This window comes from Pseudomonas sp. FSL R10-0399 (assembly GCF_009600165.1).
GTDB lineage: Bacteria > Pseudomonadota > Gammaproteobacteria > Pseudomonadales > Pseudomonadaceae > Aquipseudomonas > Aquipseudomonas helleri.
In genome coordinates, this window is the sequence record NZ_WIWK01000007.1 from 27,582 (window position 1) to 42,088 (window position 14,507).

Consider the following 14,507-nt stretch of genomic DNA (forward strand, 5'->3'; position numbering starts at 1 on the left):
CAAAAGATCGCGAGGCAAGAAGGTGTGCGTAACTGTATTGAAACGTTTCTGACTTAAATTGCTGGCAATTCTATGGCTCCAGGAAGGTGCCCGCTGATGTTGCGCTTTAAGTCACTGATCCTGCTGTGTGTAATCACCCCTCTGGCCTTTGCCCGGCCTGCGGCGGATTTGCACATCCAGGGTTCTAACACCATCGGGGCCAATCTCGGCCCGGCATTGGTGACGGCCATGCTGATCGAGCAAGGCTTTCACGATGTTCACAGCATCCCGGTCGTCCCCCCCAACGAATACAGCATCGTCGCCACCAAAACCTTGGGCCAGCAGGTGCGTGTCGATGTGTCCGCACACGGCTCCGGTACTGGTTTTAGTGCGCTCAAGGCCGGGCAAGCCGACATGGTGGCCTCGTCGCGGCCTATCAAGGACCGCGAACTGGTCGAACTGGAAGCCCTCGGCGACCTGAAAAGCCCCGAAGCCGAGCAAGTCATCGCCATCGATGGCCTGGCAATTATTGTGCACCCGCATAACCCGCTGAAAAAACTCAACACCGAGCAACTGGCCAAAGTGTTCAACGGCGACATCACCACGTGGGAAGCGCTGGGCGGCGTGGGCGGTTCGATCAATTTATATGCCCGGGATGACCAGTCCGGCACCTGGGATACCTTTAAAGAGTTGGTCCTGAGCCGCGCCGGTCGGCCGCTGAGCAGCACGGCCCAGCGTTTCGAGTCCAGCGAAGCGCTGTCCGATGCGGTGAGCAAAGACCCCCACGCCATTGGTTTTATCGGCCTGCCCTACGTGCGCGAAGCGAAATCCCTGGCCATTGTGGATGGCGCGTCGCAGCCCATGCTGCCGCTCAACAGCCTGATCGCCAGCGAAGATTACCCCCTGTCACGCCGCCTGTTTTTTTACCTGCCGCCCACCAGCCAAAACGCGCTGGCCAAGGCGCTGGTGGCATTTACCCAAAGCGCCCAAGGCCAGGCCATCGTCGCGCAAAACGGTTTTATTGCCCAAACCGTGCAGGCCAGCCACGTGCAGCCCGGTGCGCACATGCCCGAGGAATACCTGGAGCTGACCCGCGAAGCCCAGCGTCTGTCGGTCAATTTTCGCTTTGAAGAAGGCAGCGCCACCCTCGACAACAAGGCGCGTCAGGATCTGCTCCGCGTCGTCGACTATTTAAAAACCCACGACAAGCTCAACAAACAGGTGACGCTGGTGGGGTTTGGGGATGCCAAAGATGACCCGGAACGCGCACAACTGTTGTCAAAGCTCAGGGCAATGACGGTGCGCCGCGAACTGGTCAAAAGTGGCGTGGTGCTGCGTGAGATTCGCGGCTGCGGCGCGCAAATGCCGGTAGCGGCCAACACCGAAGATGAAGGCCGCCTGAAGAATCGCCGGGTTGAAGTGTGGGTGTATTAACCCGGCGATTGTGCGTACTTATCCAACTCGAATTTGCCAACCGCCGCCCGGTGCACTTCATCCGGGCCGTCCGCCAAGCGCAAGGTACGCTGCATGGCGTACATGTAAGCCAGCGGAAAATCCTGCGAAACCCCTGCCCCGCCATGAATCTGGATCGCCCGATCGATCACCTTCAACGCGACGTTGGGGGCAACCACCTTGATTTGCGCGATCTCGCTTTTCGCGACCTTGTTACCCACGGTGTCCATCATGTACGCCGCTTTCAAGGTGAGCAGCCGGGCCATGTCGATTTCCATTCGCGAGTCAGCGATTTTGTCGATATTGCCACCCAAACGCGCCAGCGGTTTACCAAACGCCGTGCGTTGCAGCGAGCGCTGACACATCAGCTCCAACGCACGCTCGGCCATGCCGATTGAACGCATACAGTGATGGATGCGGCCCGGGCCAAGGCGGCCCTGAGCAATTTCAAAACCCCGGCCTTCGCCCAGCAGGACGTTTTCGTACGGTACACGCACGTTCTCAAACAGCACCTCGGCGTGACCGTGGGGCGCATCGTCGTAACCGAACACCGGCAACGGGCGGACAATTTTCACGCCGGGGGTATCGACCGGGACCAGGATCATCGAGTGCTGTTGATGGCGGGCATTCTCAGGGTTGCTGAGGCCCATGAAGATCATGATTTTGCAGCGCGGATCGCAGGCCCCGGACGTCCACCATTTACGGCCATTGATCACCCATTCATCGCCGTCACGCACGGCACGGGCATCCATGTTGGTGGCATCGGACGAGGCCACGTCCGGCTCGGTCATGGCGAATGCCGAGCGAATCTCGCCACGCAATAGCGGCTCCAGCCACTGCTGTTTTTGCTGTGCATTGGCGTAACGCACCAGCACCTCCATATTGCCGGTGTCCGGTGCAGAGCAGTTGAACGGCTCCGAGCCGAGCATCGACCGGCCCATGATCTCGGCCAAGGGCGCGTATTCCAGATTGGTCAGCCCGGCGCCGAGTTCCGATTCCGGCAAAAACAGGTTCCACAGGCCTTCTGCCTGAGCCTTGCGCTTGAGCTCTTCCATGATTGCCGTCGGCTGCCAGCGATCACCTTGCGCCACCTGCTGATCGAAAATCGCCTCGGCCGGATAGACATAAGCCTCCATAAACGCCGTGACGCGTTCGCGCAGCGCCTGAACTTTCGGTGAGTATGCGAAATCCATGGGTGGCTACCTTTTACCGTGAATGTGTATAGAAGTTGCCGTGATGCTAGATCAGCCCTCCTCCATTTGCGCTGTCTATTAACGACGTGTATTACCATTCATAAGCAATATATGATTGCGCCCATCGCCTCATCTCCAACAACAAGAGCCCAGTGCCATGAACCTGAGCAAGGTCGACCTCAATCTGTTCATCGTCTTCGACGCCATTTACACCGAAGCCAACCTGACCCGCGCCGGACAAATCATTGGCATCACCCAGCCAGCGGTGTCCAACGCGCTGGCCCGGCTGCGTGAAACCTTTAACGACCCGCTGTTTGTGCGCACGGCGCAAGGCATGGTACCCACGCCCATGGCGCAGAACATCATCAGCCCGGTGCGCAGCGCATTGGCTCTGCTGCGGGTGTCGGTGCAAGAAAGCCGAACGTTTAACCCGCTGCAGGCGAACAAGACGTTCCGTATCAGCATGACCGACCTGACAGAAGCAGTGATTTTGCCGCCCTTGTTCCAGCGCTTGCGCCGACATGCTCCGGCCGTGGTGATCGAAAGCTTTTTAGCCCACCGCCGCGAGACCACCAGCGACCTGGCGGCAGGACGACTGGATTTCGCCGTCGATGCGCCGCTCAACACCGACGCTCAAGTACGCCATATCAAGTTGATGGAAGATCGCTACGTATGCGCCATGCGCCAGGGCCACCCGTTGGCGGGCAAGGCCAGTATCAGCCTCGACGAGTACCTGGCGCTGACCCATATCCATATCTCGACACGGCGCAACGGCCTCGGCCAGGTGGATCTGGCACTGGGCAAAATCGGCCTGCAACGCAAAATCACCCTGCGCTCCCAGCATTACCTGATGGCCTCCAATGTCTTGCAGCAAACCGACATGGTCATGACCGTGCCCGAGCGTTTTGCCCGTCGGCACGGCCTGCATTTTGTGCCGCTGCCTATCAGCGAATTGCCGGGCGTGGAAACACACTTGTACTGGCACGAAAGCACCGAGCAAGACCCCGCCAACCGCTGGATGCGTGAGCAGTTGATCGAGGTGTGCCAGCAGCAATTGGCACTGGAAAAGAAAGCCGAGGCGCAGCGCTTGCTTGACGTAAACGTCAACCAACCTTTAGCTTAACGGCATGATCCTTCCAGAGCCCGCCCATGAGCAGCCAGACGTACAGTATTTCCGACCTTGCCCGCGAACTTGATATCACCACCCGCGCCATTCGTTTTTACGAAGAACAAGGCATGCTCGCCCCCGAACGTCGCGGTCAGGAGCGGATCTATTCGGCGCGGGACAAAGTCAGCCTGAAGCTGATTTTGCGCGGCAAGCGCATCGGTTTTTCGCTGGCCGAATGTCGCGAGCTGATTGAGCTTTACGACCCTACCAGCGGCAACCAGAAACAGTTGAACAGCATGCTGGCCAAAATAGCCGAGCGCCGTGAACAGCTGGAGCAACAGTTGCTGGATATACAGCAGATGCAACTTGAACTGGATACGGCCGAAGAACGCTGTATCCAGGCGCTTGAACACACGATAAAAAGTCAGACGGCCTCCTAAAACATAACAACCCTGGTGATCCCCCCATGACATTTCCCACCCATGTGCGCCTGATTGAAGTCGGCCCGCGCGACGGTTTGCAAAATGAAGCCCAGCCCATCAGCGTGGCCGACAAGGTGCAGTTGGTGAACGCCCTGACCGACGCCGGGCTGGGCTATATCGAAGTCGGCAGTTTTGTGTCGCCTAAATGGGTGCCGCAAATGGCCGGTTCCGCCGAGGTCTTCGCGCAGATCCAGCACAAGCCGGGTGTGGTTTATGGGGCGTTGACGCCGAATATGCGCGGCTTCGAAGACGCCGTCGCCGCCGGGGTTAAAGAAGTGGCGGTGTTCGCCGCCGCCTCCGAAGCGTTTTCGCAGCGCAACATCAACTGCTCAATCAATGAAAGCCTGGAACGCTTTGTGCCCATCATGGAATCAGCCAGGCAACACGGCATCAGCGTGCGTGGCTATGTGTCCTGTGTGCTGGGCTGCCCGTACGAAGGCCAGGTATCGGCGCAACAAGTTGCCGCCGTGGCCAAAGAGCTGTACGCCATGGGCTGTTACGAAGTGTCGCTGGGCGACACCATTGGCACCGGCACGCCTTCGGCAACCCGTGCCATGTTCGAAGCCGTCGGAGCTTATGTCCCCCGCGACAAACTCGCCGGGCATTTCCATGACACCTATGGCCAGGCCATGGTCAACATCTACGCCAGCTTGCTCGAAGGTATCAATGTGTTCGACAGCTCGGTAGCAGGCCTGGGCGGCTGCCCGTACGCCAAGGGCGCCAGCGGTAACGTGGCCACCGAAGACGTGCTGTACATGCTCAACGGCATGGGGATCGAAACCGGGGTCGACATGGACAAGCTGTTACTGGCAGGCCAGCACATCTGCAACGTGCTGGGGCGTGTTACCGGGTCACGGGTCGCCAAGGCGCGTCAGTGCTAAAAAGTGTGGCTGAGTGTTACCGCTCCCTCACACAAACGAGTAACACGGAAACAAACCGGCCCTGATCCAGGCCGGTTTTTTATTGCCTAAAATATAAGTTATTGATTTATAAGGATTTTTAAAAGTTGGCACGGCTCCTGCTACCTCTATGGCATAACAAGAATAAAAACCGCAGCAACTTAATAAGAACAATACGAAACGACTCTGACATAACAAAAACAACACGGCAGAGACGCAGCTAACAGATTTTTTTGGAGAAGGTTTACTTTTCCGGGGAGCCAAGAGCCACCTCGCAACCGGGCAGAGAACAATAAAACTACCTTCAGGTAGCACCCGTTCAGGTTGGATCACCGGTTTGATAGCCAGTGATAAAAGTGGATCAGCGCTCAAAAAAATACGTTTGCACTTGATCCCGGATGGGGATCGCTAAAAAACGCAGCAAAGGGTGAGTTCCAAAAACAACAATAGACCACCCTTCAATAATAAAAAGAGCACGCAACGACACGTTAAAGGGGAGCCTAGGCTCCCCTTTGTGCTTTCCGGGGTTTGTGTTTCTGTGGGAGCGGGCTTGCTCGCGATTCAGCCAACGCGGTGTGCTTGTTGCACACCGCCGACCCATTCGCGAGCAAGCCCGCTCCCACGACAAACAGAGTTCCACATAAAACCAGCGGCCTAGACCTTTCTGATCTCCAAAATACTGATTTCGCGCATTTTGAATTTTTGGATCTTGCCGGTCACGGTCATCGGGAAGACGTCGACAAACTTGAAGTGTCGCGGCGTCTTGAAGTGGGCGATGCGCGACTTGCACCACGTTTGCAACTCAAGCTCGTTAGCACTGTGGCCAGGGTGAAATTTGATCCAGGCGACAATCTCTTCGCCGTATTTTTCATCCGGGATCCCGATAACCTGCACATCCGCCACCGCAGGGTGGGTGAAAAAGAATTCTTCCAGCTCACGCGGATAAATGTTCTCGCCGCCCCGAATGATCATGTCCTTGTTGCGCCCGACAATGCGCACATAGCCCTGCTCATTCATCTCTGCCAGGTCACCGGTGTGCATCCAGCCTTCGCTGTCCAAAGCTTCGCGGGTCGCTTGCGGGTTGTTCCAGTAACCCAGCATCACGCTGTAACCACGGGTGCACAGTTCACCCACCTCACCGCGAGCGACGATATTGCCTTGCGCGTCGATCAGCTTGTTCTCCAGATGCGGCTGGGTACGCCCTACGGTGGTCACGCGTAATTCCAGATCATCATCCGGCCCGGTCTGCATGGACACCGGGCTGGTTTCAGTCATGCCATAAGCAATTTGCACCTCACCCATGTGCATTTCGCTGATCACGCGGCGCATCACTTCTATCGGACAGGTGGCGCCGGCCATGATCCCGGTACGCAGGCTCGACACGTCAAAGCCGGCGCGCTCGGGGTGATCGAGCAAGGCAATAAACATGGTCGGCACCCCGTATAGCGTTGTAGCCCGCTCTTCGGCGATGGCTTGCAGGGTCAGCGTGGGGTCAAAGGCGTCGCCCGGGTAAATCATGGTGGTGCCGTGGGTTACGCACCCCAGGTTGCCCATCACCATGCCAAAGCAGTGATACAGCGGCACCGGAATCACCAGCCGGTCAGCGGCCGTCAGCCCCAGGCTTTCGCCAACCATGTAACCGTTGTTGAGAATATTGCGGTGGCTGAGCGTCGCACCTTTAGGAAAGCCCGTGGTGCCAGAGGTGTACTGAATGTTCACCGGCTGGTCGGGCTGAAGGCTGGCCTGTCGCACGTAGAGTTGCTGCACTGCAATGCCGCTGCCCAATGTGGCCAGTTGCGGCCAGGGCAAGAACCCTGCGGGCGGTTGTGCATCGAGGCTGATCACCCCGCGCAAGTCTTCAAAACGCTCGCTGTTGAGTTGCCCGGCCGCCTGCCCTTCCAGCTCAGGCAGCAACTCCTGGAGCATCGCGTGGTAGTTCGAGGTCTTGAACGTACTCGCGCTCACCAGCCACTGGCACTTTGATTGTTTGAGCACGTATTCAAGCTCAGACAAACGATAGGCCGGGTTGATGTTGACCAGAATCACGCCAATTTTGGCGCTGGCAAACTGGCAGATAAACCACTCGGCACAGTTAGGCGCCCACACGCCCAACCGGTCGCCCGCCTGCATGCCCAACGCCAGAAAGGCCCTGGCGTGAAGGTCAACGGCCTGAGCCAACTGCGCCCAGTTGTAACGCTGCTGCTGATGGCGCACCACCAACGCTTCACCGTCGGGGTAGCGGGCAGCGGTTTGATCGAACGCCTGACCGATGGTCATCGCCAGCAACGGCTTGTCCAGCGCGCCCTGGCTGTAACTGGGGACAGATTGCGGCTTCATGACAACTCCTCTTGTGATTGTTTTGGGAGCATGGGGAAGACGCGCACTCACGCATTCCCTCTGTGCAGAATAGCAATTACTCTGAACCAAGTTGACGTTAACGTAAAGGTCATTGACAGCATTCATTGCCAAGTTTACGTTAACGTAAAGCTTACCCATGGCGATGCTGTTAACGCCGTTTATAAGAACAATGACCAAGGTGCCCCATGAGCTACCCGACTTTGAACTTCGCCCTGGGCGAAACCATCGACATGCTGCGCGATCAGGTACAAGCCTTTGTGGCTGACGAACTCAGCCCCCGCGCGGCGCAAATCGACAAAGACAACCTGTTCCCCGCTGACATGTGGCGCAAGTTCGGTGACATGGGCCTGCTGGGCATCACCGTGCCGGAAGAATACGGCGGGACTGGCCTGAGCTACCTGGCTCACGTGGTCGCCATGGAAGAAATCAGCCGCGGCTCGGCATCGGTAGCCCTTTCATACGGGGCGCACTCCAACCTGTGCGTCAACCAGATCAACCGCAACGGCAGCCACGCGCAAAAACTCAAATACCTGCCCAAGTTGATCAGCGGCGAACACATTGGCGCCCTGGCCATGAGCGAGCCAAATGCCGGGTCTGACGTGGTGTCGATGAAGCTGCGCGCCGACAAGCGCGGTGATCATTTCGTCCTTAACGGCAGCAAAACCTGGATCACCAACGGCCCGGACGCCAACACGTATGTGATCTACGCCAAAACCGACCTGGAAAAAGGCCCACACGGCATCAGCGCTTTTATTGTTGAGCGTGACTGGAAAGGCTTCAGCCGCAGCACCCATTTCGACAAGCTCGGCATGCGCGGTTCGAACACCTGCGAGCTGTTTTTCGACGACGTTGAAGTGCCCGAAGAAAACCTCCTGGGCACCCTCAACGCAGGCGTCAAAGTGTTGATGAGTGGCCTCGATTACGAGCGTGTCGTGCTTTCAGGCGGCCCGACCGGGATCATGCAGGCGTGCATGGACTTGGTGGTGCCGTACATCCACGACCGCAAACAGTTTGGCCAGAGCATCGGCGAATTCCAGCTGATCCAGGGCAAGGTGGCCGACATGTACACCCAGCTCAATGCCAGCCGCGCTTACCTGTACGCAGTGGCGGCTGCCTGCGAACGCGGCGAAACCACGCGCAAGGACGCCGCCGGGGTGATCTTGTACAGCGCCGAGCGCGCCACGCAAATGGCCCTCGACGCGATCCAGATTCTGGGCGGTAACGGCTACATCAATGAATTCCCTGCCGGGCGCCTGCTGCGTGACGCCAAGCTCTATGAGATCGGCGCGGGCACCAGTGAAATCCGCCGTATGTTGATTGGTCGCGAACTGTTTAACGAAACCCGCTGAGGAGCGCACGTATGTCCATCTTGCATACGACCATCAACCCGCGCTCTGCGGAGTTCGCGACCAACCGCGAGGCCATGCTCAAACAGGTCGACGCCCTGCACGCGTTGCTTGAGCAGGTGCAGCAAGGCGGCGGCGCCAAGGCCCAAGAGCGCCACACCTCACGTGGCAAGTTGCTGCCACGTGAGCGGATTGACCGGTTGCTGGACACGGGCTCGGCCTTTCTGGAACTCAGTCAGTTGGCTGCCTATGGCGTGTACGGCGAAGACGTTCCGGCAGCAGGAATCATCGCCGGCATTGGTAGGGTCGAAGGGGTTGAATGCATGATTGTGGCGAACGATGCCACGGTCAAAGGCGGTTCTTACTACCCGCTGACGGTAAAGAAGCACCTGCGCGCGCAGACGATTGCCGAGCAAAACCGCTTGCCGTGCATTTATCTGGTGGACTCGGGCGGCGCCAATCTGCCGCGTCAGGATGAAGTGTTCCCGGATCGCGAGCACTTTGGTCGGATCTTCTTTAATCAGGCCAACATGAGCGCGGCCGGCATTCCGCAAATCGCCGTGGTCATGGGCTCGTGCACCGCAGGCGGCGCCTATGTGCCGGCCATGGCTGACGAAGCAATTATGGTGCGCCAGCAAGCGACGATTTTCCTGGCCGGGCCGCCCCTGGTAAAAGCGGCCACCGGCGAAGTGGTCAGTGCTGAAGACCTGGGCGGTGCCGACGTGCACTGCAAGGTGTCCGGCGTTGCCGACCATTACGCTGACAGTGACGAGCATGCCCTGGCGCTGGCCCGCCGCAGTGTGGCCAACCTCAACTGGCGCAAGCTGGGCCAGTTGAACCACCGCAGCCCATTGGCGCCGCTGTATCCCAATGACGAGCTGTACGGCATCGTCCCGGCCGATGCCAAACAGCCTTTTGATGTGCGCGAAGTCATTGCGCGGCTGGTGGACGGCTCGGTATTCGATGAGTTCAAAGCGCTGTTCGGCACCACGCTGGTCTGTGGTTTTGCTCATTTGCACGGCTACCCGGTAGCGATCCTGGCCAATAACGGCATCTTGTTTGCCGAAGCGGCACAAAAAGGCGCGCACTTTATTGAGTTGGCCTGCCAGCGCGGCATCCCATTGGTGTTTTTGCAAAACATCACCGGCTTTATGGTCGGGCAAAAATACGAAGCGGGCGGTATCGCCAAGCACGGCGCCAAACTGGTGACGGCGGTGGCTTGCGCCAAAGTACCCAAGTTCACCGTGATCATCGGCGGCAGCTTTGGCGCCGGTAACTACGGCATGTGTGGACGCGCCTACGACCCGCGCTTTTTGTGGATGTGGCCAAACGCACGTATCGGCGTGATGGGCGCCGAGCAAGCCGCCGGGGTGCTGGTGCAGGTCAAGCGCGAGCAGGCCGAACGCAACGGGCTGGTGTTCAGCCGCGAAGAAGAAGCCGAGATCAAGCAGCCGATCCTCGATCAATACGAGCATCAGGGCCACCCCTACTACTCCAGTGCCCGGTTGTGGGATGACGGCGTGATTGACCCGGCGCAAACCCGCGAGGTGTTGGCGCTGGGCTTGTCGGCAGCGTTGAACGCGCCCATCGAAGCCACGCGTTTCGGCGTGTTCCGCATGTAATGCGATGAAAGGACTGACGCACATGAACGACTTCAACACCCTTGAACTGCACACCGACCCTCGGGGTTTCGCCACCCTGTGGTTGAGTCGCGAGCAGAAGAACAACGCCTTTAACGCCGAGATGATCCAGGAACTGATCGTCGCGCTTGATAAGGTTCAGAGCGATGGCACGCTGCGCTTTCTGTTGCTGCGCGGACGCGGCAAGCATTTCAGCGCCGGGGCCGATCTGGCCTGGATGCAACAATCGGCCGAACTCGACTACAACACCAATCTGGATGATGCGCGGCACCTGGCCGAGTTGATGTACAACCTGGCCAAACTGAAAATCCCGACCCTGGCGGTGGTCCAAGGCGCCGCGTATGGCGGTGCCTTAGGCTTGATCAGCGCCTGCGACATGGCGATTGGTGCCGAGGACGCGCAGTTTTGTTTGTCTGAAGTGCGCATCGGCCTGGCCCCGGCCGTTATCAGCCCGTTTGTCGTGCAAGCCATTGGCGAACGCGCCGCCCGCCGTTTTGCCCTGACCGCCGAGCGCTTCAGCGGGCTGCGCGCCCGCGAACTGGGGCTGCTTGCAGAATGCTACCCGCTGGTCGAGCTGGAGCAGCAGATCGACCATTGGGTCGACAACCTGTTACTCAACAGCCCGCAGGCCATGCGCGCCTGCAAGGACTTGCTGCGCGAAGTCAGCCACGGCGCGCCGACGCCTGCCATTCGCCGCTACTGCGAAAACGCAATTGCCCGGATCCGGGTCAGCCCTGAAGGCCAGGAAGGCTTGCGGGCCTTTCTGCAAAAACGCACGCCCCGCTGGCAAACAGACACATCGACCCAGGAGCCGCGTTCATGAGCGCCCCTCTGATTACTTCGTTACTGGTCGCCAACCGCGGTGAAATCGCCTGCCGGGTCATGCGCACCGCCAAGGCGCTGGGCCTCACCACAGTCGCCGTGCACAGCAGCACTGACCGCGATGCGCGGCATTGTCGCGAAGCTGATATCTGCGTTGATCTGGGTGGCAGCAAGGCCGCCGACAGCTACCTGAAAATCGACAAGATCATTGCCGCCGCCCAGGCCAGCGGCGCGCAAGCGATACATCCGGGGTATGGCTTCTTGTCCGAGAACGCAGGCTTTGCCCGTGCGATTGAAGCCGCCGGGCTGATTTTTCTCGGGCCGCCCGCCTCGGCCATTGATGCCATGGGCAGCAAGTCCGCCGCCAAAGCCTTGATGGAAACGGCCGGTGTGCCGTTAGTGCCGGGCTATCACGGCGAAGCGCAAGACCTGGAAACCTTCCGCGTTGCCGCCGAGCGTATTGGCTACCCGGTGCTGCTAAAAGCCACGGCGGGTGGCGGTGGCAAGGGTATGAAAGTAGTCGAGGACGTCAGCCAACTGGCCGACGCCCTGGCTTCTGCTCAGCGTGAAGCACTGTCTTCGTTTGGCGATGCGCGGATGCTGGTCGAAAAATATGTACTCAAACCCCGGCATGTCGAGATCCAGGTGTTTGCCGACCAGCACGGCAACTGCCTGTACCTCAACGAACGCGACTGCTCGATTCAGCGGCGCCACCAGAAAGTCGTTGAAGAAGCCCCCGCCCCCGGCCTCAGTGCAGAGCAACGCCGCGCCATGGGTGAGTCGGCGGTACGTGCCGCGCAGGCCATCGGCTACGTCGGTGCCGGCACCGTGGAGTTCTTGCTCGATGCCCGTGGCGAATTCTTCTTTATGGAGATGAACACCCGCCTGCAAGTCGAACACCCGGTGACTGAGGCCATCACCGGCCTGGACCTGGTGGACTGGCAAATCCGTGTGGCACGCGGCGAAGCCTTGCCGATCACCCAGGCGCAAGTGCCGTTACGCGGGCACGCGATTGAAGTGCGTTTGTATGCTGAAGATCCGAGCAATGACTTCCTCCCGCAAACCGGTCGCCTTCAGGTGTACCGCGAGTCAGCAGCCGGGGCGGGACGCCGGGTAGACAGCGGTGTCAGCGAAGGCGATGAAGTGTCACCGTTTTATGACCCGATGCTCGGCAAGCTGATTGCCTGGGGCGAAGACCGTGAACAAGCCCGCTTGCGCTTGCTGGCGATGCTCGATGAGTTCGCCATTGGTGGCTTGAAAACCAACCTGAGCTTCCTGCGCCGCATCATCGGCCATCCGGCCTTTGCCGCAGCCGAACTGGACACCGGGTTTATCCCGCGGTATCAGGCGCAACTGCTGCCGCCTGCCCAACCGTTGCCAGGCGCCTTTTGGCAGGCCGCCGCTCAAGCCTTCCAGCAAAGCCTGGCCCCTGAGCCGCTCGACGATGACCCGACGTCACCCTGGGCCTTGCACACGGGCTTTCGCAGCGGCCTGCCGGCTAAAACCCTGCTGGTCTTGAGCGCCGGTGATGAACGCCAGGTGATCAGCCTCGGTGAACCCAAGGCCACCTTGCACAACGAACAGCTGGTGATCGAACACGAAGGGATACGCCGTCAACACCTGGCCATTCGTCACGCCGACACGCTGTACATGCGCTGGCAAGGCGAAGTTCACAGCATCAGCCTCTACGACCCTATTGCCGCCGTCAGCGCCAGCCACGGCCAGCAAGGCGGCCTGACAGCGCCCATGAATGGCAGCGTGGTACGCGTGCTGGTAGAAATAGGCCAGACGGTCGAGGCCGGCGCGCAACTCGTAGTGCTAGAAGCAATGAAGATGGAGCACAGCCTGCGAGCCCCCCAGGCGGGCGTCATCAAGGCGTTGTTCTGCGAGGAAGGGGAAATGGTCAGCGAGGGAACCGCACTGATCGAAATGGAATAAAAAAGCGGATACCGGCAACGGTATCCGCTTTTTTCCGGGCCTGTGCCGGATGTTATTCAAAATTTGGTGCTGGCCTGCACCACCACCCCGATAATCGAGCAACGCTCATCAAACAACACTTTCGGGTAAGTCGGGTTCAGCGGCTTGAGGTAAAGCTGGCCGCTTTCTTCGCTGAGCTGCCTGAACGTCGCCTCGGTCAACTCAGGTGTACGGGCAATCACCATTTTGCCGGGTTCTGCCTCGATATCCGGATCCACCAGAATCATCATGCCTTGCGGAACACTGACGCCCATTGGGGCTGTCATCGCATCCCCCATCACTTGCAACCAGAATGCCGCCCCTTTGGCGTAATGGTCGCTGACCTCAAAACGGATGCCCGGCTGATAACCCGGCAGCACTTTCTCGTTAATCTGGCCTGCCGTCGCCCAGTCACTGACGGGATAACGGAATGCAGACGTTATGTCGTAGGTGGGTTCGTCAACGCTCGGGTCATTCGCCGCCTCATTGCGTCCACGAATCACCAAGGCGACTTCCAGGTGCTCCAGCCCCAAGGCGTGCAGCACTTTGTTCATCGTGAGCAGGTCGGGCTGACGGCGTTTATTGAGCCAATGCCCAACGCCCCCTTGGGAAGCGCCAACGCGTTCGGCGAGTTTCTCTTGCGTGAGTTTTTGCTCGCGCAATTTGGTTCTGACTAAAGCGATCCATTTATCCATTGGCCGAACAATACGGATTGAATTCCGAGCAACAATACACATTCCGTATTATTTAAACCAATGCTCAAAATACTTATTGTACTAATCTGACTCCGGCTGATCCGATTAATCTCAGAAACGCAGGTAAATCATGACTTCCATAACAAAAATCACGCCGGAAACTGAGCTCGATATTGAGCTTGAAGCGCTAAAAGACGACGCCGCCACCCAGCGCGCACTCGACTATTATTTGAAACCAGCTGTTTCTCAGCCGCCTCAAGAGAAGAAAGTGTTCGTTGTGATTGATGACGTGAGCCAGGAAGAAGCCATGGTCACTGCCTGCGAATACTTGCGATGCGGGGTGAGCATGGTGCATAGCGCAGCAGACACCCATCAGGGTGCGCATCGCGATCAGTTTCTGGCACTGGCATTTTTTATCGAGTCAGCCAAACAGCTCCTGGACAAGGCCCTGGATGTGCAAAAACTGAACAATCGGTAGCTGAAACAGCCAAAAAGATGCCCAGTCGCTTGATTGGTAAACCAGCGAGCCAGAGCCTTTGTAGGAGAAAGGGAAAATAAATGTCGAAAAAGTGAGGAA

The 14,507-nt window shown here is 58.6% G+C and carries 12 protein-coding genes; 9 read left to right on the top strand and 3 right to left on the bottom strand.

Annotated elements, in window-relative coordinates:
* Positions 1 to 96 precede the first annotated feature (96 nt).
* Positions 97 to 1,413: a substrate-binding domain-containing protein gene (locus tag GHO41_RS03435; protein WP_153432973.1), complete on the top strand. Its 1,317-nt coding sequence runs from the start codon at positions 97 to 99 to the stop codon at positions 1,411 to 1,413.
* Here GHO41_RS03435 and GHO41_RS03440 read toward each other — a convergent pair.
* Positions 1,410 to 2,624 (bottom strand): acyl-CoA dehydrogenase, encoded by a 1,215-nt coding sequence (locus GHO41_RS03440; RefSeq protein WP_153350576.1) that lies wholly within the window; start codon positions 2,622 to 2,624, stop codon positions 1,410 to 1,412. The genes GHO41_RS03435 and GHO41_RS03440 overlap by 4 nt on opposite strands.
* 157 nt (positions 2,625 to 2,781) lie before the next feature.
* Here GHO41_RS03440 and GHO41_RS03445 point away from each other — a divergent pair, with 157 nt between their 5' ends.
* From GHO41_RS03445 to GHO41_RS03455, 3 genes are read left to right on the top strand one after another with little or no spacing between them, the layout of a single operon-like run.
* The gene (locus tag GHO41_RS03445; RefSeq protein WP_048373102.1) at positions 2,782 to 3,747 is read left to right on the top strand and encodes a LysR family transcriptional regulator; all 966 of its coding nucleotides are present in this window, start codon (positions 2,782 to 2,784) and stop codon (positions 3,745 to 3,747) included.
* 26 nt (positions 3,748 to 3,773) lie between these two features.
* Positions 3,774 to 4,172 carry a MerR family DNA-binding transcriptional regulator gene (locus tag GHO41_RS03450; RefSeq protein ID WP_048373101.1) on the top strand — a complete coding sequence of 133 codons (399 nt, stop codon included), beginning with the start codon at positions 3,774 to 3,776 and terminating at the stop codon, positions 4,170 to 4,172.
* A 26-nt stretch (positions 4,173 to 4,198) separates the two neighbouring features.
* Positions 4,199 to 5,095 carry a hydroxymethylglutaryl-CoA lyase gene (locus tag GHO41_RS03455; RefSeq protein ID WP_123750102.1) on the top strand — a complete coding sequence of 299 codons (897 nt, stop codon included), beginning with the start codon at positions 4,199 to 4,201 and terminating at the stop codon, positions 5,093 to 5,095.
* A gap of 672 nt (positions 5,096 to 5,767) precedes the next feature.
* On the opposite strand, the gene GHO41_RS03460 is transcribed toward GHO41_RS03455, so the two are convergent.
* Positions 5,768 to 7,450: an AMP-binding protein gene (locus tag GHO41_RS03460; RefSeq protein WP_153432974.1), complete on the bottom strand. Its 1,683-nt coding sequence runs from the start codon at positions 7,448 to 7,450 to the stop codon at positions 5,768 to 5,770.
* Positions 7,451 to 7,656: 206 nt separating this feature from the next.
* Between GHO41_RS03460 and GHO41_RS03465 the strand changes: the two genes are divergently transcribed.
* Genes GHO41_RS03465 through GHO41_RS03480 form a run of 4 tightly spaced genes read left to right on the top strand, consistent with a single transcriptional unit; the run spans position 7,657 to position 13,217 of the window.
* A complete protein-coding gene (locus tag GHO41_RS03465) occupies positions 7,657 to 8,820 on the top strand; it encodes an isovaleryl-CoA dehydrogenase (protein WP_048373095.1) in 1,164 nt (387 codons plus the stop codon).
* Positions 8,821 to 8,831: 11 nt separating this feature from the next.
* On the top strand, positions 8,832 to 10,439 hold the full coding sequence (locus GHO41_RS03470) for a carboxyl transferase domain-containing protein (protein WP_153432975.1): 1,608 nt from the start codon (positions 8,832 to 8,834) through the stop codon (positions 10,437 to 10,439).
* Between the two features lie 22 nt (positions 10,440 to 10,461).
* Complete coding sequence (locus GHO41_RS03475; RefSeq protein WP_153432976.1) at positions 10,462 to 11,280, top strand: gamma-carboxygeranoyl-CoA hydratase; 819 nt, start codon at positions 10,462 to 10,464, stop codon at positions 11,278 to 11,280.
* The gene (locus GHO41_RS03480; protein ID WP_153432977.1) at positions 11,277 to 13,217 is read left to right on the top strand and encodes an acetyl/propionyl/methylcrotonyl-CoA carboxylase subunit alpha; all 1,941 of its coding nucleotides are present in this window, start codon (positions 11,277 to 11,279) and stop codon (positions 13,215 to 13,217) included. The genes GHO41_RS03475 and GHO41_RS03480 overlap by 4 nt, the downstream gene beginning before the upstream one ends.
* A 56-nt stretch (positions 13,218 to 13,273) precedes the next feature.
* Here the strand turns inward: GHO41_RS03480 and GHO41_RS03485 are convergent, their stop codons facing one another.
* Entirely contained in the window at positions 13,274 to 13,930 is a 657-nt protein-coding gene (locus GHO41_RS03485; protein WP_048373087.1) for a LexA family transcriptional regulator, read from the bottom strand.
* A gap of 130 nt (positions 13,931 to 14,060) precedes the next feature.
* Here GHO41_RS03485 and GHO41_RS03490 point away from each other — a divergent pair, with 130 nt between their 5' ends.
* On the top strand, positions 14,061 to 14,408 hold the full coding sequence (locus GHO41_RS03490) for a DUF6124 family protein (protein WP_153432978.1): 348 nt from the start codon (positions 14,061 to 14,063) through the stop codon (positions 14,406 to 14,408).
* Positions 14,409 to 14,507: the final 99 nt, after the last annotated feature.